The organism is Parasphingorhabdus sp. (assembly GCF_048267785.1).
GTDB lineage: Bacteria > Pseudomonadota > Alphaproteobacteria > Sphingomonadales > Sphingomonadaceae > Parasphingorhabdus.
On the sequence record NZ_JBLWWU010000023.1, the window covers coordinates 21,498 to 43,249 of the forward strand.

Consider the following 21,752-nt stretch of genomic DNA (forward strand, 5'->3'; position numbering starts at 1 on the left):
TCAGAGCCGCAACTCTGACTTCGCGATAATGTTTCGTTGTATTTCATTCGTCCCGGCGTAAATAGAACCAGCTCGTTCGTTCAGATAGCGAAGAGGAGCGACTGCCTGCCAGACGTCGCCAGTACAATAATCCTCCGGAATGCCGGGGTACGACAGGATCGGACCCCCAGGCGCCGTCGTTCCAGGCTGCCAAGCGCGGGAGATGGGCCCCGCTGCCTCAAGTTGAAGTTCGGTGAAGCGCTGCTCCAGCTCGGTTCCCAAAATCTTCATCATTGATGCGTCGGAGCCGATTGGCCGACCTTGTGAGACAGCCGAAAGAATTTCCATTTCTAGGGCGTCGAGAACCTCCACTTGCACTGCGAAAACAGCCAGCCTACCTAGGAGTTCTGGAGTCTTTTCAAATCTAGACCCATCCAGATTGCTGCGGAGCGTATCTAGTCCCGCGCGTAGTGCTGGTGCGTAAGCCGAGCCTCCGCGCTCGAACTCCAACAGGTACTTGGCGACAGTCCAACCATCATCAAGGTCACCAAGGACGTTCGACACTGGAACTCGAACGTTTTCGAAGAAGACCTGATTTTGTATCCATTCGCCACTCGCCATAACGATCGGTTGGACTACGATTCCAGGAGTGCTCATGTCGATCAGCAAGAATGTTATTCCCTGTTGACGGCGCTCGGCTTTGGAGGTGCGCACGAGGCAGAACATCCAGTTTGCAACATTTGCATGCGTAGTCCATATCTTCGAGCCGCTGCAGATGAGTTCGTCGCCATGCCTTTCGGCCTTCATTTGTAGAGCAGCGAGGTCCGAGCCGGCCTGAGGCTCGGAGTATCCCTGGCACCAAAAGTGTTCGCCGTTCAGCATTCGGGGGAGAAAGTGTTTCTTTTGGTCGTCCGTTCCAAACCCTATAATAGCTGGTCCGGCCATCTTGATGCCCATTGGAGAAACCGGTGGTGCCCCTGCTTTCACCCTCTCGCTCTCGAAGATGTGGCGCTGCATCGGACTCCAACCAGCTCCGCCATACTCCGTCGGCCAAGCGGGCGCAGCCCACCCGCGACGGTGCAGAATCGCCTGCCACTCCATTTGAGCAGCGTGATCAGCGTAGACGCTGGTCATCCGGCTGCCGGCCTTTCGTAGCTCCGCCGTCAAGTTTTCCGAAAGGAATTTACGAACCTCCGCTTTGAAGGCATCGAGCTCATTGGCTTCTGCGATCATTCGACATTGTCCGTTTTCGGTATGAAGAAAGTTTTCGGCCGATTGAACTGCAGCAGACCAGCCAATCTATTCACTTGTCCAAACCCAGACTGTTTGACTTTTGCAAGTCGCGTAAAGTGAGTGGATTGTAGCGCGCCGTCGGATGAGAGACATCCCCCATTGATTAAATCGCGTAAGGGTTCGATCTGCATCTCAGTCACTAGTTCCATCTCCATTAAAGGCTCTTCAGGCCAAATTTTCTACGGTTTATAACCTACCGTCATTAGGTAAAAGTCGTCAAAGGAAATTTTTCGAAAAGAGGCGGAAGGGGCATTGTCACGTTAACTTGGCTAGCGATAGGTGCCGACTTGGAGTAGCATCAGTTGATGCAGAAGATCTCGTTTGAGCGCCATCGTGCTTCGTCTGAATTGTCCCCCGTCCGCGCAAAATCGACCGTAAAATATCACCGTAACTAATAATTTTCAGAGCGGGATTGATCTACAGCTAGGTGGTCGGCTTTGGATCACTGTGTAGCTTATCATACTGGCTGATTATCAATCTTCTCGGCAAAGCACAAAGTGTCTGGAAATGGGCCGGGAGGAGACTGGCGGGTTTTGGCGGACGAACCTGCCGAAGAAGCCGCTCTGCCCGAGAACCGACGAAGTCGCTAGCTCGTAACGGTATATTCGGGTGAGTTTGGTTGTCGGTTTCAGTATCGCATCGGCAAGTTCCATTCGCCAAGGTGATCGCACCTTTCGCCGGAACAACGTGACCAAGATTTAGGAAGCTTCGCATTGCTATTTCGGGCGTTCTGCATCACTTCAACGGCATGATCACCATAGTTTTCGACACGAACCTAATGCGGGCGCCAGCGATGGAAGAATTCCTGGCGATGGACCGGAATCACGCCGCCGCGCTCTCCGATTGGACGATCATCGAGATGCAGAAGAAAAACGCGCTGAGGACCTCGCGGGAGTCTTTGGCGACTGCCGCGAAGTTCCCGAACCAAGTGTTTGCGTTGCGCACTGTTGGCGACATTCTCGACGATGAAGTTCGTTCCAAAGACGATGCGATAAAGCTGATCGACTACGTCGAGAGCGTGAGGCTAGGGCAACTTGCTGCTGACCTAAGGCGTGTTCCTCCACCGGAACATCTTGGCCCGATGATGCAGGAGGCAGAAGCATACGCGAGCAATATGATCGAACGCTTGCGTGCGGAGGTCACCGATTGGGAAGATGCGTTGGTGAGTGCGACGGGTGAGTTCACTCGCGAGAAACGGCGCGCCATCGCGACTCAGCAGAAGGTATCCAAGGCGACGCGACTTAAAGCGATTGATCTGCTGCTGGAGGCCACTCGAAACTTCATGATCGATAATCAGCAGAAGCAAGGAGCGGAGCCGATGAAGGTCAAGGACGCGATGAACTTGTTCGCGTTCCGCTATTCGTTGTGTGTCCTGATCCATACGCTCGCATGGATTGGAAAGGGTGCAGGTCGCGGGAAGAAGCTCGAGAAGCGCGTGAACGATGCCATCGATTTGCAGGCGGTCGCGGCCGGCACATTTTTCGAAGGGTCGTTCAGCGATGACAAACAAGTTCGCGATGTTTCGTTCGTCGCCCGAACACTGTTGCGGCAGTGGGGTGCGTACAGGGCACGACGCTCGGCCGCACTGGCCGAGTGGCAAAATCTCCCCGCCTGACGTAATCTCGATCTGGCTTTTGGTGCGCCAATCGGAGACGAGTTGCGGTTAGACTGACAGCACCGCCAGACCGCATGGACAATCACCTCGGGAGGAAAGCGATGGCGGTCGAACGATATTTTTTGCATCCACTCTGCTTATCAACAGCTTGATCAATCCGCTACTCAAGTTAATGTGACAATGCCGCCGGGCGATCCTAGGACCGCCTATACGCGAGCCTATGGCGCACCGGGCGTATCTGCCGTAACGGTTCTCCAAAGATAGGAGATTCAATGACCAAGGAAATCAGCGCCGAGGCGCATGACATTGCCGAGCGGGTGGAGAAATTTATCCGCGATGAAATATTTGTCTATGAAAAAGATGACCGGTGCGAAGACCATGGTCCGACCGATGAACTGGTGCAGGAAATGCGGGTGCTCGCCAAAGCGGCGGGAGTTCTGACGCCGCATATCCGCGAGGATGGCAGCCATCTCACCCACCTCGAAACGGCGCTGGTGCTGCGCAAGTCCGGCCTGTCGCCGCTCGGGCCGCTGGCGGTAAACACCTTCGCGCCGGACGAGGGCAACATGTATCTGCTCGGCAAATGCGCCTCTCCCGAGCAGAAAGAGCATTTCCTCGCTCCGCTGGTTTCCGGCGTGGCACGCTCCGCCTTTTTCATGACCGAGCCGGCTAGTGAAAATGGCGCGGGCTCCGATCCGATGATGATGCAGACGACCGCAAAACCGGACGGCAATCACTGGGTGATCAATGGTCGCAAGACCTTCATCACCGGCGCCAAGGGGGCCAAGGTCGGCATCATCATGGCAAAGTCGGACGAAGGCGCTACCATGTTTCTGGTCGACCTGCCCGACCCCGCGATCCAGATCGAACGGGTGCTGGACACGATCGACAGCTCGATGCCGGGCAGCCATTCGGTGGTCAATATCGACAATCTCCGCGTTCCCGCCGACCAGATGCTGGGCGAAAGCGGCGAAGGCTTCAAATATGCCCAGGTGCGACTGGCACCGGCTCGCCTGACCCATTGCATGCGCTGGCTCGGTTGCTGCGACCGGGCCCAGGAAATCGCCATCGACTATGCCTGCAAGCGGCAGGCCTTCGGCAAACCACTGATCGACCACGAAGGCGTCGGCTTCATGCTGACGCAGAACCAGATTGATCTCAAGCAGGCGGAACTGATGATCGACTGGTGTGCATCGGTGCTCGACACCGGCATGCTGGGAACCACCGAAAGCTCAATGGCAAAAGTCGCTGTGTCAGAAGCCCTGTTCCGCATTGCCGACAATTGTGTGCAGGTGATGGGTGGTACCGGCCTCAGCCGCGATACTGTTGTTGAACAGGTGTTCCGCGAAGTGCGAGCCTTCAGAGTCTATGACGGCCCGACAGAAGTCCACAAATGGTCGCTCGCCAAGAAAATCAAGAAATTGCATAAAATCGCGAATGAAGGATGATTCACGACCATGAACCGCAAATTCACCCTCGTAATGGGCCATGCCAACGAGCCCGAGCGGCGGATCGACAGTTATGTCCGTCCGCGCGGCTGTCTCACCAAGCCCGGTATGCCGAACAACAGCGGGTCCCATTTGCACGAATATGAGGGAATCGGGGCAGCAATGGTGACCGGGTGATGCGCCGTGCGAGCGCATTCACTTCTGCTTCGGCTCGCAAGCTGACGCAAGTGCACCCACGCACGGCTTGAATCAATTTACCTGACCCATTCGGGAAGCCTGGGCAGGGTGGGCCGTTTCCCCCGAACAGCAGTTTTGAGGCGCCCTTTCTCATCCCGCTCTTCATGAAGACGCCGCCAGCGCCAGAAGGACCATTTGAGCATCTGCGTGAGGCTGTCGACCTGGTCATCGTGCCTTCCGCTGGGAAAGGCGCGCAGTTCCGAAAGAAACGTATCGAGACCCTCGAGCTGCGCGGGAAGCCAGACGCGTCCTTCCTCGACCTGGCCGGTCTGTGCCGGCAGACGCTCTGCCTTCTGGCGCATACCGCGGGGCGGCCACGGGACAGGCCTGAATAGCCCTTCCTTGTGTAACTGCTGGACGAGCGCCAGGCCGTTACTTGATCTTTCGACGATCACGTAATCTGCCTCCCATTTCTCACGCAATGTGATCACGTGCCTCTTGAGTGCGGGACATCCGTTTGAATTTGTGGATTGATCATAGCTGTTTGCAGAAAACGTTCGACGCTCATGTGGATTTTATCAGGCGAGCCTGAACGTCGCTGGAGTTGTTGATACTGCATAGGCATTGTCACGTTAACTCGAAGCGGGTGTGATGCAGCGATAAGTTCGAAAGCTTATCCGCCGTTGGCACCGCAAACGACTTTGTTTGATTTCGATTGCTAAAACGAACCCGTCGACTAACTGGTCGTCATTTCCTTTAACTGTATTGCGGTGTTAGCGAGTTGGGCTTTGTCAATGGCCGCGTTCTTTACAATCAACTGCTTTCCCTGGACAAAATCTTTTACCGAATTGACGGCATCGACGGCGGTAATGCGCCCTTGCTTTAGGTAGATGACCGAAAATCTGCGCTTATCCGGATTGCCTCTTATGACTACATCATCATGGCCTATAGAAAGGCCCGCCGTTTGCAGTCGAAGGTCATATTGGTTGGACCAGAACCAAGGGATCGCGTGATAGGGCCGGGCAGCTCCACAAATTGCTCTTGCCACCGTCGTCGCTTGGTCATTTGCATTCTGCACCGATTCAAGCCGGATAATGGCGCCATCGGCAAAATCATTGGCATGGGCCGCGCAATCGCCAATTGCGTAAACATCGGGCAGGGATGTCTGGCAATATGGGTCCACATCGACGCCGTTCGTGCCCTTTGCCCCTGCTGCGATCAAAGCCTGAACTGCCGGAATAATGCCGATGCCGACAATCACGAGCTGTGCCGGAATTATTGTCCCATCGGCCAATTTAACGCCGGTAACTCTCCCATTCTCTCCAACGGCTTCGGCGATCTTTTGGGACAAGCGGACATCAACACCATGGACGCGATGTTCCGTTTCATAGAAACGTGACAATGTTTCGCCGGCAACACGTGCGAGCACGCGGTCAAGCGCTTCCAGAACGACAACATTTTTCCCGAATTTCGATAAAATGGCCGCTGCTTCCAGTCCGATATAGCCACCACCTACGATGACCATATCGGTGACATCGTCCAACTCTGCCAAGATGGCATCGACATCAGCCCGGGTACGTACGCCGTGCACACCCGCCATCTCAAAGCCAGGCAGGGGCAACGCTCTTGGACTGCCGCCGGTAGACCACACCAGTTTGTCATATTCGATAATCTCGCCGCCTTTGGTCGTCACGCTTTTCGCGGCGGGATTTACCGACATAACCCGCTGCCCGGTCATCATAGTAACTTGGCGGTCATCCCAAAAAGATTGGGGGCGGATCAATATGCGTTCAAAGCTGCGCTCGCCGGAGAAATATTCCTTGCTCAGAGGCGGGCGTTCGTAAGGGATTTCAGGCTCATCCCCTATTATAGCGATAGAGCCTTCAAATTTATTTTGACGCAGCATGATAGCATTGTGCGCGCCGCCATGCCCCGCGCCAACGATGAGAACGTCAAATTTCATAATATACCATTTCTCTAATTTATTTGTTCTGGGATTGTGTGAGGACATTGTCACATTAACTTGGCTAGTGATAGGTGCCGGCCTGAGATAGCATCGGCAGATGCAGAAAATCTCGTTTGAGCGCCATCGCTTTGCATTTGAAATAATTGTCCATGCGGTTTGGATTTATGCACGGTTCACCCTGAGCTTTCGCGACGTTGAAGGCTTGCTTGACGAACGCGGTCTGGATGTTTTTTATGAAACAGTGCGCCGTGGTTTCTCAAGTTTGGTAGCCAGATTTCAGCGAATCTGGGAACAGCTCGACCTGCACCCAGCGATCATTGGCATCTCGATGAAATGGTGATTGTAATTCGCGGAAAACGGCATTGCCTATTGCGAGCAGTCGACAACGAAGGAACCGTTCTGGACTTTCTTGTTCAGTCCAGGCGAAATACGATAGCCGCAAAAAAGATGATTATAAGCCTGCTCAAGAAACAGAAGATGTCGCCAAACTTAATCGTCACCGACAAGCTGCGATCATACCACGCAGCATTCCGAGCATTAGGACTAGGCGCGGAGTATATCGACAATAAACGAGCCAACAATAGAGCAGAAAATTCTCACCAGCCCGCCCGAAGACAGGAGCGAGAATGCAGCGTTTCAAATCTCCAGGATCAGTTCAACGCTTCCTCAATGTCCACGCTTCAACCTACAATCATTTCGACCTTCAACGCCATCTCGTAAATCGATACTTGTTCAAGAATTTGAGAGCTGGCGCTTTCAGCGGCTGGAAAGTTGCGGCCCTGAATGCCTGATTATCAAACGGCTGACAATCTTGCGCTTCAGCCAAGTTAATGTGTCAACGCCTCTACCAGCTAGGAGCTGGTGGGTTTGCTCCAAAGGTGAGTCACTAAAGTCATATCTAATGGACTACTGAATGAGTTGTGTCATGGCACGACAAATGGTGCGAATCTCGATACCCAGTTCGTTGATTTTAACTTCGCTCAAATTATAAGCGATGTCGCTGGCAGTGATCCCATAGAGAACCTGACCATGACGATCAAAGATGAGAGAGGAGACCGTTATCACACCGGGATATAGACCTTCCTTGTCAATCGCAAAGCCGTCCCGCTCTGCCTGCCTGATCTCTGCCAGATAACGATCTTCGTCAATATTGCCTTCCCAGTGAAGCGTTTTGAAGGCTTCTTTTATGCTTTGGTCAGACAGGCCCTGCGACGCCGCATAGGCACGCCCGATCGAACCGGCATAAGGCGGCAGTCTGTGCTTAATGTCCATATCAAGACGCATTGGTCGCTTTGAGACTGCGCGTGCGATCAGAATCATCTTGCCTTCATTAGCCTGCCACAATCCGGTGAGACAGTTGGTCTCGTCAGCAACGCGTTCCAGTTCACCGCGAATGTCCGCCACGATGGAATTGCCGATAAGTTTTTCGCACAATTCTAGCAGCCCCTTACTCAGTGAATAGGTTTTACTAGGTTCATCAAAATCTACTGCTTTTTCCGCTACCAATGTCCGCAATATGTTGAATGCTGTTGACTGGTTAACTGTCGCCTTTCGGGCGATTGCGCTGACGCCCAGATGGCCGTCGGAATCCGAGAGACACCGCATTATACGGAACGCTTGGGTTACCGCGCCGACTCTTTTCGGTGCCTTGGGACTTTCATTGTTCTCCATAGCGAATAGCTAGCTTGTAGTCGTTGTGCGGTCAATCTGTCCTAAACATTTCGCGAACATGCTTTTATCTATCTAACGGTCGTAAAGCCTTCAGCCGGACGCGTTCGCGGGCTGCGTTCTTGAAGCGCTGTTTCAAAACCCGCCTGTCGACCTTTTCATTTGCTAGCCGGGGAAGTCGGTTACGTGAAATCTCGATGAATCGTGGCAATTTATATCCGGCCATATGTTCGACACAAAAATCGAAAAGTTCCTGCTGCGTTAGTTCGCTGTCGCAAGATGCGAATGCGAAGATGCTTTCCGCATAGTCGGGATCTTCGATGCCGAAAACAGCGACCTCGACAATAGCCGGATGCTTGCGGATGGTACATTCGATTTCGGAAGGGGACACGTTGAAACCGCCCGACTTGATCATCTCTTTTGACCGGTCGAGGAATTTAAAATACCCGTCTTCGTCGTAGAGCCCGATATCGCCAGTGTGCATCCAGCCGTCTTTCAGTGCGGCCGCGGTCTCTTCCGGCTTTTTCCAGTAACCGCTCATCAGGCCGGGTCCCTGTAGCAAGATGTTGCCCGGCTCGTTCGGTCCGCATTCTGATCCATCCTCACGAACGATTTTGAATCGCGAGAAGGCCAGGCCGCGCCCGCAGCTGTCCGGGCGTTCGAATGCTTCCTGTTCATTCGCGATAAGACATCCGCCCCCAACTTCGGTCATCCCGTAGAGCTGCCGAAGGGCGACACCTTTTTCACGCCAGCGCCGGATGATTTCCGGTGTAGGCGTGGCGCCTCCTATGCGGGCGAAGGTCAGGTGAGAAAGTTCGGCAGCTGGAAATCCTGATAGGTTTGCTACCTGTTCAAAAATCATGGGTACACCGATGAAAAAGTCAATTGCCTCGTTCGCCAAGAGATCCAAGATATTTTCGGCCTTGTACCGGCTGGTAAAATATAAAGTGCCTCCAAGGGTTGTAGTGAAAAAAATGCCCCACGGCAATCCGGGTGAGGAGTGGAGACCAAACGGCATCAATGATCGGGTGGCTGAACCCAGCCGGTCATCCAGCAATCGCATTTCCAGGAATTTGGCGAGATAGTTCCCATGGGTCATCATTGCACCCTTGGGGCGATCGGTAGATCCGCTGGTGAAGATGATCATCGCGACCGAATCGGAATCTGTTCGAACCGGGCGCCATCCAGAAGACGCGCCGTCACGGCAATCTTCCAGGCTCTCCATATCCACGAGCGGCGTTTCGACCTTTGCATCTGCAAACAGGTGCCGCCGCTCTTCGTCGGCAATGATCAGGCATGCCTCGGAATTCTCCGCGAGATATCTGAGTTCTTCAGCGACGAGGCGATCGTTAAACGGAGATATCGTAGCTCCGACTTTAAGTATGGCAAAGGCGCTGGCCACCCAAGCGAGTGAATTGGCCGCGGCGATCGCGACATTGGCACCTGCGCGAGCGCCCTTGGCTTGAAGGTGCCGGGCGATGCCGTCGCTCCACAACGATAATTCGGAATAGGTGATCGTCTCGCGGCCATCCAGGGTTGCGGCGACGGCATCTGGGGTCCTGCGCGCCCAGTAGGCGAGGCCATCGTGCAAAAGCCCATTACTCGGCATCGCTATTAGACCTCGCCATTTAGGTAGGCTTCGAGCTGATCATAATACATTGGAATAGTGTTCTCCATCCCCCCGTAGGTCATTTTGTCCAGCGCGCCAGAGTCCAGGCCCTCCTGCGATATCTGCGCAGCGCGGAAATCCTCTTCGCCAAATACCTTAAGGACAAGATCATAGGATCGTTTGTAAAGATCTCTGCCTTTGTCCGTTTTCGGCTCCTCCAGCGTCAGCATGTAATAATCGACCTTTGTTTTGCGTTCACTGATTGGCATCAAGATCATCAGACTCGTATAATAGGGGCTGGTGATCAGCACGGCATTAGGAAATAGCTGATAGGCGAATGTTACCGTCTTATGAATGTTTGTACCTGTTTCTTCCAGCATCTCAGGCTGGTAGTTAATTTTTCCTGCAACCTTGCGCTGATGGAGCCCGAGCATGTCGATGATGCGCGTGACGTCTCCGAAAAGCTTGCCGATCGATGATGCGTGCAAGCGAGGCACGTGATAGCTTTCCATGAACGGTTCTAGAACAAGCTTCCAGTTTGCATCAAGTTCGAATGTGTGATGGCCATATAGATGCGCAGTCGGAATTTCGAGGCTCTTCAAATCCGCCTCAATATCGGGCGTGATCAAGGAAAAATCCCCTTTCGCGTGGCGGTCGAGGATACCCCAAATGATCCCGCCGCATTCCTTCACCGGCAGTTCGGTAAGAGGAAAATCCGCCTTGTCGATGGCCTCGAATGCGTCTTGACGGGCGATGGCAAGCAGCTTGCCGTCGAGTCCATAGGTCCAGGAATGGTAGGGGCAGGTCAGCCGGGATAGCTTCTGTACGCTGCATTCCTCTACCAGCTTGGCGCCCTTGTGTTGGCAGGCGTTGAGGAACAGCTTCAGCGACCCATCCTTGCCGCGCACTATGAGGAGGGGAAGCCCGTATTCGTTATGGGCAAGCACGGTCCCGGCTTCGGGCAACCGTACCGAGGGGATGATCGGAACGGGAAGCCGGCGGAATATTTTCTCCTGCTCATCCTGGAAACGCTTTGCATTTGTGAAATTAGCGGTGGGATAGTGCCGGGTCATTATCGGCGGCGGCTGCGTGCCGTAGGCGGGGATTTCCCGTATCGCCTCGACTTGACTGGAATTCAGCATGTCGAGCGTCTGAATACGGGGCTTTACTCCGGACTCTTGTTTTTTTGGGTCGACCATTTGGCTTTTCCTATTCCTGAACTGATTGTCTGAGGTTTAAAGTGTCTCTTCCGATCCGAAGAGTGCAGTGCTGGTGACAGAGTCGCCCGGCCCCCCTGCCATCAGCGAAAGCTTCGCCCCCGGAACCTGGTTCGGCGATGTGCCGCGCAATTGGCGAACGGCCTCGAGGACCAGCCCCATGCCATGGATGAATCCGTCGGCAATATTTCCGCCGGAGGTGTTGATCGGAAATCCGCCGGTCGGTGCCTTGAGATTTTCCAGCGAGATGAACTCACCGGCCTCTTGTCTCGTGCAGAAACCGTGATCAATGATCGAGGCGACTGCCATGCCGGTAAAGTTTTCGTAAATCTGAGCGACATCCACGTCTTCCGGTTGATAGCCTGATTCCGACCATAGCCGTTTGGCCAGATCAACCATGCCAACGCTGGTATAGGGCTCGTGGTTGTCCTCAAGCGCGCCCGACGATGTCCCGGCCTCAGCCCCCATAGGACATGAAAGGAGATAGGCTGGCTTCTGCTTCAGCCTTTTTGCGCGTTCACCGGAAACGAGGATAACAGCAGCTGCGCCATCGTTCTCACGCGAGCAGTCAAACAAGTGAAAGGGTTCGGATATATAACGCGAGGACTCGTATTTTTCGTGGCCCATTTTTTGACCATATCCGGCCGCCGCCGGATTATTCTGCGCATGATGATAGCCTACAAGGGCAATCGCCTCCAGCGTCGATCGCGGCACACCTTCCTTCTCGATCATGCGCTGGCTACGCTGGGCAGAGCGTTGCAGGACCATATCGATCCCGTTGGCAAGAAACTGGGCGGGTGTATCCCCCTGCGTAACCGCAACCTGCAGGCGCTGATTGCTATCTTCCGCCATCGCTCGATAAACGACAACGACATCGCACGTGCCCGCATGGATTGCCTGTGCGCCTAGGCCCACTGCTGCAGGAATACCGCCACCGTGCGTCCATGCGAGCGCTGCAAATTTCAGGGATTTGGTGCCTAGCGCCGGCATTAGCTTCTGCCCGCTGTTTTGCTCCGACCCATAAGAGACAAACCCGTCGATTTCCGAGGGTTCGATGCCCGCATCTTCGCAGGCTGCAACGATCGCCCGCAGGGCCAGTTTCATTTCCGGATCGGGCGAAGTGCCACGCTTGTAATATGGTGTCTGGCCTATACCGACAATGGCTGCTGCGCCGCGCATGGAGTTTTTCGTGCTCATTTGCTGACCTTCTCGTCGGCGAGGCGCCAAACCATTGTGGCGTAATTTTTCGTCTTTTCATCGGCGGGCCGAATATTGCCAGTGACCGACGCCCCTATGTAAAGGCCCTCTTCACTGCCTTCAAGTACGCCGGGCACCCTGATCAATCCGGCCTGCGGCAGTTCGACGAGGATGGTGACGAAGGGCAAATCCTCCCGCCGTTCCTTTACGGCATCCGAGATGGCATGATTGCGCGTCCAGGTATAGATAGTGCCCAAAGGCTCGATCTGGTCCCAGGCGATCTCCCATGAGCCGCATTTCCCGCACCGGAAATGCGCTGGCCACATCCATTGTTCGCATTCGGAGCAGCGTGGAGCCCGGAATTCGCCCCGCTCCAGGGAGAGCCAGTATTCTTCGTCGGCTCCGATACCGCCTTTTATGCGAGCAATAGACATGGCTGTCTCTCCCTTGTTCCATCAGTTCCACCTGACCTATCTCGGGAACCTTACAGCCCCGGAAAACAGAGTCAAGAAATAGAGAATAGTATTCTCATTAGAGAATATATTGTTACTTTATATGCACCGTCTTGATCACGAGGTGGGCCTCGATTCCTTCTGGGCCGTCTTCAGATCCAAAGCCGCTCTCCTTCATTCCGCCGAATGGGCTGTCTGGAGCGCTCAGCGCGACATTATTGATCGCGATCATCCCTGCTTCAACTTCCTCGGCCAGGCGGTTCTGGAGACGTCCGTTTTCGGTGAAACAATAGGCCGCAAGACCAAAGGGCAGACGGTTCGCCTGTTCAATTCCTTCTTCGACAGTTGCGAAGGGACTAATTAGCGCTAGGGGCCCGAAAGGCTCCTCGTTCATCGCTCTGGCGGTCAGGGGAACGTCGGTCATCACGGTAGGCGAATAGAAGAATCCCCGGCCTTGATTTCCGTGATCGCCGCCCGTCAGGATACGCGCGCCAGCGGACCGGGCATCGTTTACCAATTCGTTGATTCCCGTCACCCCCCGGGGGTTGGCCATAGGCCCCATCTGTGTACTGTTATCAAGACCCTCACCAACCTTGATGCGACCAGTGCGCTCGGCGAAACCTTGGGCAAATCTTTCATAAACGGCGTCCTGGACGTAAAAGCGCGTCGGCGAGATGCAGACCTGTCCGGCGTTGCGGAATTTATTAGCGACCAAGAGGTCTAGTGTAATTTCCAGATCACAATCGTCAAAGACCAAAACCGGCCCGTGTCCGCCTAGTTCCATTGTCGACTTCATGACGGTGTCTGCCGCCAGCTTCAGCAGATGTTTGCCGACTGGTACCGAACCAGTGAAACTGAGCTTGCGCGTTACTGACGAACTCAACAGGTGTCGCGAAATGGTATCGGGCACGCCGAACACCATCTGAACCACGTTAGCGGGCAGGCCAGCATCCTGGAAACATCGCATGACTTCTATGGCGCTGCCCGCCGTTTCCTCACTCGGCTTGATAATGATGGAGCAACCGGATGCCACCGCGGGTCCCAACTTGCGCACGACATTCAGGACCGGGAAATTCCAAGCACAGAACGCCGCGACCGGACCTACAGGCTGTTTCAGGACCAACGACCGGCTGCCGGTCGGGCGGGGTAGCACGCGCCCATAGATGCGCTGAGCCTCGCCAGCATGAAAATCAAGCAATCCCGCTGCTAGGGTGATCTCGCCCTTCGCTTCCGCAGTCGGCTTGCCTTGCTCCAGAGTAGCGATTCTCGCGATCTCGTCGCCCCGTGCGCGCAGCAAAGAGGCCGCCTTTGTCAGAACTGCAGCCCGCTCCACGGGCGCGGTGCTACGCCATTCAGCAAAACCGCGCTGTGTCGCTTCCAGAGCTTTGTCGAGGTCATCGCTGGTCGCCATCGGTAGGCCAGCATGTGTCTCTCCAGTCGCCGGATTCAGCACGTCTTGAGTGTCGCGTCCGTCGGAGTTTAGCCATTCGCCACCGATATAGAGGCCTAGCTTTCCTTTGTATTCGGTCATGTATTTGATCCTTTACCTAGAGGTGAGGGGCGATCGCGAAGGGCGCGTCCGTCTTGCGGCATACCTCGTCGCGGTCAACGCCGGGAGAGAGTTCGATGAGTGTCAGGCCATTCCCGAGACGATCGCACGTGAAAACGGCGAGGTTGGTAATGATTACGTCAACGGCATGAATCCCGGTCAGCGGCAGAGTGCATTGCCTCAGGATTTTGGCGCGACCATCTTTGCTGACATGGTCCATGACGACCACTACGCGCGGTACGCCCGCAACCAGGTCCATCGCCCCGCCCATGCCTTTCAGCATCTTCCCCGGGATGGTCCAGTTTGCAATATCACCGTTCATCGCGACCTGCATGGAGCCCAGGATGGTAACGTCAATGTGACCGCCGCGCACCATGGCGAAACTGTCCGCAGAAGAGAAGAAGCTTGAGGTGGGCAATTGTGTAACCGTCTGTTTGCCTGCATTTATCAGGTCAGCGTCGGCCTCTCCCTCGAATGGGAAGGGACCGGTACCGAGCATCCCGTTTTCGGAATGCAGCGTGACCTCCACTCCCAGAGGAATATGATTGGCAACCAGCGTGGGAATACCGATACCGAGATTGACGTAATCGCCGTCGTTCAATTCGCGAGCCGCTCGCTTCGCCATTTCGTCGCGCGTCCAAGGCATCAAGCATTCTCCCGCTTGCGTTCTGTCAGCCGCTCAATCCGCTTTTCGCTGATTGTCGCCTTGACTACGCGGTCGACATAGATGCCCGGTGTCTGGATTGCCTCTGGGTCGAGCGTTCCGGCCGGCACGATTTGTTCGACTTCGGCAACCGTCACCCGGCCAGCGGTTGCCATCATCGGATTGAAGTTGCGTGCCGTTTTGCGATATACAAGATTGCCTTCGGGATCGGCCTTCCACGCCTTTACCAGCGACACGTCAGCCTGCAGCCAGCGTTCCATGACGTAATCCGAACCTTCGAAATTCTCGACCCGTTTGCCCTCGGCAACGACGGTGCCGACGCCGGTGCGGGTATAGAATGCGGGAATGCCGGCTCCTCCCGCACGAATCCGCTCGGCGAGCGTGCCCTGCGGATTGAGCTCTACTTCCAGTTCACCGGACAGGCACAGCTCTTCAAACAAGCGGTTATCGCCGACATAGGATGAAATCATTTTGCGAATCTGCCTTTTGTTAAGCAGCGCCCAAAGGCCAAAATGGTCGGCACCGGCATTGTTGGAGATCACCGTCAGGTCGGTCACGCCCGAACGGGAGACCACGTCGATCAGGCTTTCGGGATTGCCGCACAGCCCGAACCCACCTGACATGATGGTCATCCCGTCTCGCAACAGGCCGTCAAGCGCTGCGTCGGGGTTGCTGTAGGTTTTCTGTCTCATATCGGTTCTCCGCAGCTTCGGGCGCGCGTGATAATGGACTGTTCGGCCTTGGGTAGTCGCACGTAAACGAGCGTCAGCAAGATCAGGGAAATCGGTAGCACACCCATCAGGGATAATATGGCGGTGCCAAGATCACCGGTCGCAGCTGAAATCCTTCCCACGGTATAGGGACCGAGCGCCAATCCGATCATCGTTAGCGACAATAAGAAAGTCGCGGATGCCAGGCCACGCATCCGGGGCAGGACAAGATCCTGAGTGGTTGCTCCAGCAGCCGGCAGTGTGATGCTGCCAAAAAAGATCATGGGGAAGTAGAGTATGTAGAAGAGTGTCAGGCTGCTCGATGTGTACATGATTGTCAGGGGTATAAATGGCAGTATCGAACCGGCGATGATTACGAGAATCCTGCCGGAGGGGTTTGTTCGCCTGAGGTGGTCGGCAAGGCGTCCGCCGAGGATCAAGCCGAGAAAGCCCGCTGCGGCTCCGGCACCGCCTATCAAAAGCGCGGCAGTTGATCGCGTCGCACCCAGCTCGCTTTCGACATAGGGAAGAGACCAGAAGATTACCGAATAGTTCACGAAGGAGGTCAGCCCGTGGCCGATTGCCAGCATCACAAAGCTGGGAGTGCCCCAAATGAGCTGAAACGACGGACGGTCGCGAACTCGCAATGCGGCGACCCAGCTAAAGACAGCGTAAATCCCGATCGCGACGGCGAGCCATTGCAACAGGTCCCCGGTCATCGTGATGAGAAACCATGCGAGAAGACCCAGAGCGGTTGCGAACGCCAGATTGGCGATAAGGGCGCGGGTTCCGCGTCTGGCCGCTCCGATCAGGCAGAATGGTGGCACCATCGTCAGAAGTTCTTCGAAAAACCCCCGGAAAGGTTGCTGCGCTGGCGCGGCGGTCAATCCTTCTGATAGGCCGCGAACCGGCTCCTTCAGCGACGCAACGACCAAGGCCAGTATAAGGCCAGGGATCCCGACTATGAAAAATGCCGCCTGCCAGCCGACAATGCCGACCCAGCCCTCTGGAAATGTCGCGTTCCAGCGCGCCACTACAGTGGCTCCGATGAACAGCGAGGCACCGGCTCCGATATACATGCCTGCCGTGTAGAACGCTATCGCAGTGGCGCGGTGCGCCTTCGGAAAATAGTCTGAAATCAGGGAATAGGCACAGGGACTCGCCGTCGCTTCGCCCACGCCCACGCCGATTCGAGCAAGCGCTAGCTGCATCCCATTTTGGGCCATACCGGACAGCGCTGTCATGCTGGACCAGAGGGTCAGCCCGAAGGTCGTCAGCCGGATACGGTTCCAGCTGTCAGCCAGCCGCCCCATTGGTATGCCGAACAAAGCATAGAACACGCCAAATGCTGTGCCATATAGAAACCCGAGATCGGCATCGCTCAGTCCCAGATCGCGCTTCAGATCCAGCGCCAGAACGCTAATGATCTGGCGATCGACAAAGTTCAATGCATATACCAACGCGAATATACCCAAGGCATAATGACGATAAGCAGCGCTTGGCGGAGCTTCGGTGACTTCCCCGAACTTCATGCGGACCGACCTTGTTCGGCTTGGCTCATGATCATCCGCCGTTCTCGGCGCGATCATTGAAAGAGCGCCCGCCAACGCCCCAGTTTGAAGCGGGCAATTCGTCGATAAGCACTCGGACCAGTTCGCGCGGTGCGCCAACGCTCTCCACGAACGCGTCGGTTACCTTGGCGATCAGTTGGCGGCGCTGTTCGTCGCTCGTGCCCTCGATAAGTGAAATTCGCGCTAGTGGCATCAGTCGATCTCCAGCCAAATGGCTTTTGATTTGAGATATTTTTCAAAGCCGGGACGGCCCATATCCTTGCCGAGGCCTGATTTCTTATATCCTCCGAAAGGTGCGGTAAAATCGGTGCGGCGACCCCAATCGTTGATCCAGACGGTGCCGCTCTGGATATCTTGCGCCGCCTTGAACGCGCGAGAAATATCTCGGGTGTGAACCGATGCGGTCAGTCCGTAATCTGAATGATTGGCGAGGGCGACACCCTCTTCGAAATCGTCAAACGTCTGGACCGCGAGCACCGGTCCGAAAATCTCCTCGCAGACAGCGGCATTGTCGATGTCGCTGACATTCAGGATAGTCGGTTTATAGAACTCGCCTTCGGCTGTCTCGACCCGTTCCCCCCCGCAAAGCAACTCCGCTCCGCTCCTGATGCTCTGCTCGACAATATGCGCGATACGATCATTTTGCTTCTTGTTGATAATCGGCGGCATGGTGGTGGTATCCCCCCATGTCGGGCCAACTTGAAGTTCGCTCATTAGGTCGGCAACGCGGCGAGTGAGATCATCTGCAAGTTGTCGCTGGACGATCAGGCGGGAGCCGGCAAAACAGACCTGCCCAGAGTTGTAAGTGATACCCCGCGCTACCATCGCGGCGAGACGGTCCAGATCGGGGGCATCCTCGAATACGAGCTGCGGCCCTTTGCCGCCCAGTTCGAGACTGACCGGTTTCAGCCCTGTTGTCGCCGCATCCGCCATGATTTGCGCTCCGGTGGCACTGGAACCGGTAAAGGTGACATAATCCACATCGGGATGACGAACCAGTTCGCCGCCGACTTGGCCGTCGCCGTTTATTACGTTGAAGACGCCATTGGGCAGGCCTGCTTCGGTTCCCAGCTGCGCGATGCGGACCGCGCTGAAGGGCGTCAGTTCCGAAGGCTTCAGCACGACAGTATTGCCGGCCGCAAGAGCGGGTGCGAATTTCCAGCTTGATAGTATAATGGGAAAATTCCACGGCGAAATTGCTGCGACAACGCCGTGCGGTTCGTGAACCGTCATCGAGAGGGAATTGGACGGAGTCGAGGTCACACTACCTTCGATCTTGTCGGAAAATTCGGCAAAATAACGCAGAACGCCGGACACGACCTTCACATCGCGGGCCATTGACTCGCTGTAAATCCGCGCCGACACCAGCGACTCCAGCCTGGCGATCTCTTCGGCATTCGCATCTACGAGGTCGGCGAAGCGGTACAGGATTTTTGCGCGATCGCGCGGCGGGAGAGCTGACCACTCAGGAAACGCATTGCGCGCGGCCAGAACGGCATCATTGACTTGCGTTGCATCTGCCCACCCGATGTCATGCTTCAGGCTCGGTCTTGAGGGGCTAGCCACGGGATGGATACTGGTGCCTTGGCGCAGTTCCCCGCCGATCATCATCTCGGAAATGGTGTGGACGCTATCTGGGTCGAAATACATAATTTTGTCTCTTTGGACTATTCTTAAACGGCTGTGGCGGCGTGGGCTGGGACTTCGTCTAGGATGATCGTCTTGAGTTCACAAAACGAGCGCAGCCCTTCGATTCCACCCTCACGCCCCACGCCCGATCGCTTGAACCCGCCGAAGCTCAAGGTGAAATCGGTGCGCCATGAATTATGACCAACGGTTCCCGCCTGGAGCGAGCGAGAAACGGCATAGGCCTGTTCGACATCGTTGGTGAACACGCTGGCGTTCAACCCGTATGGTGTGTCGTTAGCCATCGCGACTGCCTTGTCGAGATTGGCCGCCGGCAGCACACATACGACGGGGCCGAATATTTCCTCGCGGGCAATCACCATGTCATTCTCGACGCCAGAAAATACCGTCGGCTGGATATAATAACCCCTGTCGAGTTCCGGCGGCCGGCGACCCCCGGTAGCCAGCCGGGCGCCCTCGTCGATGCCCTTGGCAATGTAGCTTTCTACGCGATCGCGCTGCCGTTCCGTCGCCAGCGGTCCCATTTGTGAGGCAGTATTGAACGGATCGCCGACTCGGATTTTCGAGAACTCGGCTGCCAGGGCATCGACGAAATCATCGTGCCTCTTGTCCGAGACAATCAGGCGGGTCAGGGACGAGCAGACCTGTCCCGCCATGCTGGGGGCCGACTTGGCAATAGTGCGCGCCGCCACCGCAAGGTCGAAATCGTCTAGGATAAGAGCGGGGGACTTCCCCCCCATTTCGAGGGTGCAGCGCGCGGAGCGCGAAGCACAGAGAGAGCCGATCTTCTCTCCTGCAGCGGTGGATCCTGTGAAAGTGACCTTGTCAACGGACGGGTTAGATACCAGGGTTTCGGACACCTCCCGATCAGCGGGTACGATATTGATCACGCCGGGGGGAATGCCGACGGCGTCTGCCATCTCTGCGAATATAAATGCGTCACCGGGACCCTCCGGCGACGGCTTCAGCACTATGGTGCAGCCGGCAAGCAGCGCCGGGGCACATTTGGCGGCTATTGCCAAGAACGGAGCATTCCACGGAATAATTACAGCTACAACACCGACCGGCTCCTGTACCATGAGGGCAATCTCGCCGCCGCGCGATGGCTTGAGCTGCTCTTCGAACGGAAATGTTTCGGCGAGAGCAGCAGTCCTTGAAAACTCGCCCGTATTCGAGCCAAATGTCGCCAGGCCGACAGCGTGTAGGGCGCCGAACTGCCCGGACCACAGGTCGGCCAGAACGTCCTTTCGCTGCACCACCTGATCCGCGATTTTGTGCAGAAATACAGCCCGCTCCTGCGGGGACATCCGCGGCCATGGTCCGGTGTCGAATGCAGTTCTGGCGGCGGCGACGGCGCACGCAACATCATGGCGACTCGCTGCGGGTACGCTGAACCAGCACTCTTCCTGTGACGGCATGATCACGTTAATTTTGTCTGATCCGTCGGGCTTGACCCACTCTCCACCGATGAACAAGCGGTCTAGATAATCGCTGGGTTTTGCTGGCGTCTCGATCATGATTTCGTCTTCCCGTTGCACCTTTTATCCGACTTAAAGAAATCAGAATATCATTCGCTATAGAGATGAAGTTCTGATTTCGGCAACCCTTCTTTTACGTTCGGTTCAAATAATTCGCTATGGAGAATGTTATTCTTAACGCTTGACAAGGAATCGGTCAGTGTGGATATGAAAGACCGAAGGGCATCAATTGCTCGAGGCATGCCACGGCGAATGTATGGCAGGGGAGAAGAAATCGAATGTCAGGTAGTGCAGAAGTCAGCGTTCCGGAACATATCCGCCCTGATCAGATATATCCTTTCGACATCTACCAGGACCCGCGCCTGCTTCGCGATGTGCATCTGGGTTATCGCGAAATGGCGCAGGAAGCGCCGGAAATTTTTTACACACCGAAGAATGGCGGACACTGGCTGGTAACGAGTTATGATCTCGTGGAAAAGGTCGTGCGAGATGCGGCAAATTTCTCGAACCGGGAAATCGAGATTCCGAAGACGGAAAGTCCCTTCGTGGCGATCCCAATCAATCTCGATCCGCCAGAACATACTCCCTATCGCCGTATGCTGATGAAGCATTTTACGCCGCGCGTGATCGCGAGGCTTGAAGACGCGATGCAGGAATGGTCCGAAAGATTGATCGCCAAGGTCCAGGACGACGGGCGATGCGATTTTGCAGCAGCCCTGGGCGCGGTATATCCCGTCACGATTTTCATGGAAATGGCGGGATTGCCGCTCGATCGCTACCTTGAGTTCCGGCAGATCGTTACCGAGTTCTTCAGCCACATACCGGCAGCGCGGCGCATTGAATTGCAGGGCAGGATCTTTGGCGAACTTGAAACAGTTTTCCGGGCTCGTATGGAAAATCCGCAGGATGATTTGTTCACCAAGTTGGTTGCCGAGGAAATCGACGGGCGTGCCTTGAATATGGACGAGCTTCTCTCGATCGGCTTTCTTCTTTTCGTTGCCGGACTTGATACGGTCGCTAATGCCATGACCTTCGGCTTCCATTTTCTTGCTCAGCGTCCCGACATTCAGGATCGCCTGCGCGAAAACCCGGCTGACATTCCCGAATTCATCGACGAGATGATGCGGCGGTTTCCGGTTACCAACGGCGTCCGCATGATCCGCAAGGATATGGAGTTTGCAGGGGCGAATCTCCGCGCAGGTGAAATGATTGTTGCGCCAATGACGCTGGCGGGGCTCGACCCGAAGCGGAACCCGGAACCGGAAAAATTCGATATCGATCGCAAGAAGCGCCAGCATATCAGCTTTTCCACCGGCCCGCATCTCTGTCTGGGTCACTGGTTAGCAAAGGCTGAAATGCGGATTTTTATCGCGGAATTTCTCAGCCGAATTCCGCGGTTCTCGCTGGCCGAAGGCTGGTGCCCAACTTGGCGCGCCGGGGTGGTGATGGCCCTCGAAGACCTCGAAATCGAATGGTCGGTGAACAGTCAATAATATCTAGAACAATTAACGG

General features: G+C 55.5%; 18 protein-coding genes and 2 pseudogenes. 5 read left to right on the forward strand and 15 right to left on the reverse strand.

Annotation, left to right across the window (positions count from 1 at the left end; translation table 11 throughout):
- On the reverse strand, positions 1-1,212 hold the full coding sequence (locus ACN0VD_RS15500; RefSeq protein WP_417595878.1) for an acyl-CoA dehydrogenase family protein: 1,212 nt from the start codon (positions 1,210-1,212) through the stop codon (positions 1-3).
- Positions 1,213-2,065: 853 nt separating this feature from the next.
- Between ACN0VD_RS15500 and ACN0VD_RS15505 the strand changes: the two genes are divergently transcribed.
- From ACN0VD_RS15505 to ACN0VD_RS15515, 3 genes are all read left to right on the forward strand, one after another.
- Positions 2,066-2,887, forward strand: a complete 822-nt coding sequence (locus ACN0VD_RS15505; RefSeq protein ID WP_417595880.1) for a hypothetical protein — start codon at positions 2,066-2,068, stop codon at positions 2,885-2,887.
- Between the two features lie 272 nt (positions 2,888-3,159).
- A complete protein-coding gene (locus ACN0VD_RS15510; RefSeq protein WP_417595882.1) occupies positions 3,160-4,335 on the forward strand; it encodes an acyl-CoA dehydrogenase family protein in 1,176 nt (391 codons plus the stop codon).
- Between the two features lie 9 nt (positions 4,336-4,344).
- The gene (locus ACN0VD_RS15515; protein ID WP_417595884.1) at positions 4,345-4,512 is read left to right on the forward strand and encodes a hypothetical protein; all 168 of its coding nucleotides are present in this window, start codon (positions 4,345-4,347) and stop codon (positions 4,510-4,512) included.
- 77 nt (positions 4,513-4,589) lie between these two features.
- Here ACN0VD_RS15515 and ACN0VD_RS15520 read toward each other — a convergent pair.
- Both ACN0VD_RS15520 and ACN0VD_RS15525 read right to left on the reverse strand, forming a co-directional pair.
- Positions 4,590-5,033: pseudogene (locus ACN0VD_RS15520) on the reverse strand (hypothetical protein); the annotation flags it as partial.
- A 215-nt stretch (positions 5,034-5,248) separates the two neighbouring features.
- Positions 5,249-6,475, reverse strand: a complete 1,227-nt coding sequence (locus ACN0VD_RS15525; RefSeq protein ID WP_417595886.1) for an NAD(P)/FAD-dependent oxidoreductase — start codon at positions 6,473-6,475, stop codon at positions 5,249-5,251.
- 100 nt (positions 6,476-6,575) lie between these two features.
- Here ACN0VD_RS15525 and ACN0VD_RS15530 point away from each other — a divergent pair.
- Positions 6,576-7,269: pseudogene (locus ACN0VD_RS15530) on the forward strand (IS6 family transposase).
- 115 nt (positions 7,270-7,384) lie between these two features.
- Here ACN0VD_RS15530 and ACN0VD_RS15535 read toward each other — a convergent pair.
- The 12 genes from ACN0VD_RS15535 to ACN0VD_RS15590 all read right to left on the reverse strand — a co-directional run bounded on the left by ACN0VD_RS15535 (position 7,385) and on the right by ACN0VD_RS15590 (position 20,279).
- On the reverse strand, positions 7,385-8,149 hold the full coding sequence (locus ACN0VD_RS15535) for an IclR family transcriptional regulator (protein WP_417595888.1): 765 nt from the start codon (positions 8,147-8,149) through the stop codon (positions 7,385-7,387).
- Between the two features lie 64 nt (positions 8,150-8,213).
- Complete coding sequence (locus ACN0VD_RS15540; protein ID WP_417595890.1) at positions 8,214-9,755, reverse strand: class I adenylate-forming enzyme family protein; 1,542 nt, start codon at positions 9,753-9,755, stop codon at positions 8,214-8,216.
- Between the two features lie 5 nt (positions 9,756-9,760).
- Entirely contained in the window at positions 9,761-10,954 is a 1,194-nt protein-coding gene (locus tag ACN0VD_RS15545) for an aromatic ring-hydroxylating oxygenase subunit alpha (RefSeq protein ID WP_417595892.1), read from the reverse strand.
- Between the two features lie 36 nt (positions 10,955-10,990).
- Positions 10,991-12,169, reverse strand: a complete 1,179-nt coding sequence (locus ACN0VD_RS15550) for a thiolase C-terminal domain-containing protein (RefSeq protein WP_417595894.1) — start codon at positions 12,167-12,169, stop codon at positions 10,991-10,993.
- Positions 12,166-12,603 carry a Zn-ribbon domain-containing OB-fold protein gene (locus tag ACN0VD_RS15555; protein WP_417595896.1) on the reverse strand — a complete coding sequence of 146 codons (438 nt, stop codon included), beginning with the start codon at positions 12,601-12,603 and terminating at the stop codon, positions 12,166-12,168. The genes ACN0VD_RS15550 and ACN0VD_RS15555 overlap by 4 nt, the downstream gene beginning before the upstream one ends.
- A gap of 112 nt (positions 12,604-12,715) precedes the next feature.
- Positions 12,716-14,152 (reverse strand): NAD-dependent succinate-semialdehyde dehydrogenase, encoded by a 1,437-nt coding sequence (locus ACN0VD_RS15560; RefSeq protein WP_417595898.1) that lies wholly within the window; start codon positions 14,150-14,152, stop codon positions 12,716-12,718.
- A 16-nt stretch (positions 14,153-14,168) separates the two neighbouring features.
- Positions 14,169-14,816, reverse strand: coding sequence for a 3-oxoacid CoA-transferase subunit B (locus ACN0VD_RS15565; protein ID WP_417595900.1), 648 nt, complete (start codon positions 14,814-14,816; stop codon positions 14,169-14,171).
- Positions 14,816-15,526 (reverse strand): CoA transferase subunit A, encoded by a 711-nt coding sequence (locus tag ACN0VD_RS15570; RefSeq protein WP_417595902.1) that lies wholly within the window; start codon positions 15,524-15,526, stop codon positions 14,816-14,818. Before ACN0VD_RS15570 ends, ACN0VD_RS15565 begins: the two co-directional genes overlap by 1 nt.
- Positions 15,523-17,076, reverse strand: coding sequence for a spinster family MFS transporter (locus tag ACN0VD_RS15575; protein WP_417595904.1), 1,554 nt, complete (start codon positions 17,074-17,076; stop codon positions 15,523-15,525). The genes ACN0VD_RS15570 and ACN0VD_RS15575 overlap by 4 nt, the downstream gene beginning before the upstream one ends.
- A gap of 31 nt (positions 17,077-17,107) precedes the next feature.
- Positions 17,108-17,308 carry a 2-hydroxymuconate tautomerase gene (locus ACN0VD_RS15580; protein ID WP_417595906.1) on the reverse strand — a complete coding sequence of 67 codons (201 nt, stop codon included), beginning with the start codon at positions 17,306-17,308 and terminating at the stop codon, positions 17,108-17,110.
- On the reverse strand, positions 17,308-18,765 hold the full coding sequence (locus ACN0VD_RS15585) for an aldehyde dehydrogenase family protein (RefSeq protein WP_417595908.1): 1,458 nt from the start codon (positions 18,763-18,765) through the stop codon (positions 17,308-17,310). Before ACN0VD_RS15585 ends, ACN0VD_RS15580 begins: the two co-directional genes overlap by 1 nt.
- A 23-nt stretch (positions 18,766-18,788) precedes the next feature.
- On the reverse strand, positions 18,789-20,279 hold the full coding sequence (locus ACN0VD_RS15590; protein WP_417595910.1) for an aldehyde dehydrogenase: 1,491 nt from the start codon (positions 20,277-20,279) through the stop codon (positions 18,789-18,791).
- 239 nt (positions 20,280-20,518) lie between these two features.
- Here ACN0VD_RS15590 and ACN0VD_RS15595 point away from each other — a divergent pair, with 239 nt between their 5' ends.
- Positions 20,519-21,733: a cytochrome P450 gene (locus ACN0VD_RS15595; protein ID WP_417595912.1), complete on the forward strand. Its 1,215-nt coding sequence runs from the start codon at positions 20,519-20,521 to the stop codon at positions 21,731-21,733.
- Positions 21,734-21,752: the final 19 nt, after the last annotated feature.

Excerpts from the sequence above, each read along its gene's own strand:
- ACN0VD_RS15500 (WP_417595878.1), bottom strand. The coding sequence starts at position 1,212 with ATGATCGCAGAAGCCAATGAGCTCGATGCCTTCAAAGCGGAGGTTCGT.
- ACN0VD_RS15505 (WP_417595880.1), top strand. The coding sequence starts at position 2,066 with ATGGAAGAATTCCTGGCGATGGACCGGAATCACGCCGCCGCGCTCTCC.
- ACN0VD_RS15510 (WP_417595882.1), top strand. The coding sequence starts at position 3,160 with ATGACCAAGGAAATCAGCGCCGAGGCGCATGACATTGCCGAGCGGGTG.
- ACN0VD_RS15515 (WP_417595884.1), top strand. The coding sequence starts at position 4,345 with ATGAACCGCAAATTCACCCTCGTAATGGGCCATGCCAACGAGCCCGAG.
- ACN0VD_RS15525 (WP_417595886.1), bottom strand. The coding sequence starts at position 6,475 with ATGAAATTTGACGTTCTCATCGTTGGCGCGGGGCATGGCGGCGCGCAC.
- ACN0VD_RS15535 (WP_417595888.1), bottom strand. The coding sequence starts at position 8,149 with ATGGAGAACAATGAAAGTCCCAAGGCACCGAAAAGAGTCGGCGCGGTA.
- ACN0VD_RS15540 (WP_417595890.1), bottom strand. The coding sequence starts at position 9,755 with ATGCCGAGTAATGGGCTTTTGCACGATGGCCTCGCCTACTGGGCGCGC.
- ACN0VD_RS15545 (WP_417595892.1), bottom strand. The coding sequence starts at position 10,954 with ATGGTCGACCCAAAAAAACAAGAGTCCGGAGTAAAGCCCCGTATTCAG.
- ACN0VD_RS15550 (WP_417595894.1), bottom strand. The coding sequence starts at position 12,169 with ATGAGCACGAAAAACTCCATGCGCGGCGCAGCAGCCATTGTCGGTATA.
- ACN0VD_RS15555 (WP_417595896.1), bottom strand. The coding sequence starts at position 12,603 with ATGTCTATTGCTCGCATAAAAGGCGGTATCGGAGCCGACGAAGAATAC.
- ACN0VD_RS15560 (WP_417595898.1), bottom strand. The coding sequence starts at position 14,152 with ATGACCGAATACAAAGGAAAGCTAGGCCTCTATATCGGTGGCGAATGG.
- ACN0VD_RS15565 (WP_417595900.1), bottom strand. The coding sequence starts at position 14,816 with ATGCCTTGGACGCGCGACGAAATGGCGAAGCGAGCGGCTCGCGAATTG.
- ACN0VD_RS15570 (WP_417595902.1), bottom strand. The coding sequence starts at position 15,526 with ATGAGACAGAAAACCTACAGCAACCCCGACGCAGCGCTTGACGGCCTG.
- ACN0VD_RS15575 (WP_417595904.1), bottom strand. The coding sequence starts at position 17,076 with ATGAAGTTCGGGGAAGTCACCGAAGCTCCGCCAAGCGCTGCTTATCGT.
- ACN0VD_RS15580 (WP_417595906.1), bottom strand. The coding sequence starts at position 17,308 with ATGCCACTAGCGCGAATTTCACTTATCGAGGGCACGAGCGACGAACAG.
- ACN0VD_RS15585 (WP_417595908.1), bottom strand. The coding sequence starts at position 18,765 with ATGTATTTCGACCCAGATAGCGTCCACACCATTTCCGAGATGATGATC.
- ACN0VD_RS15590 (WP_417595910.1), bottom strand. The coding sequence starts at position 20,279 with ATGATCGAGACGCCAGCAAAACCCAGCGATTATCTAGACCGCTTGTTC.
- ACN0VD_RS15595 (WP_417595912.1), top strand. The coding sequence starts at position 20,519 with ATGTCAGGTAGTGCAGAAGTCAGCGTTCCGGAACATATCCGCCCTGAT.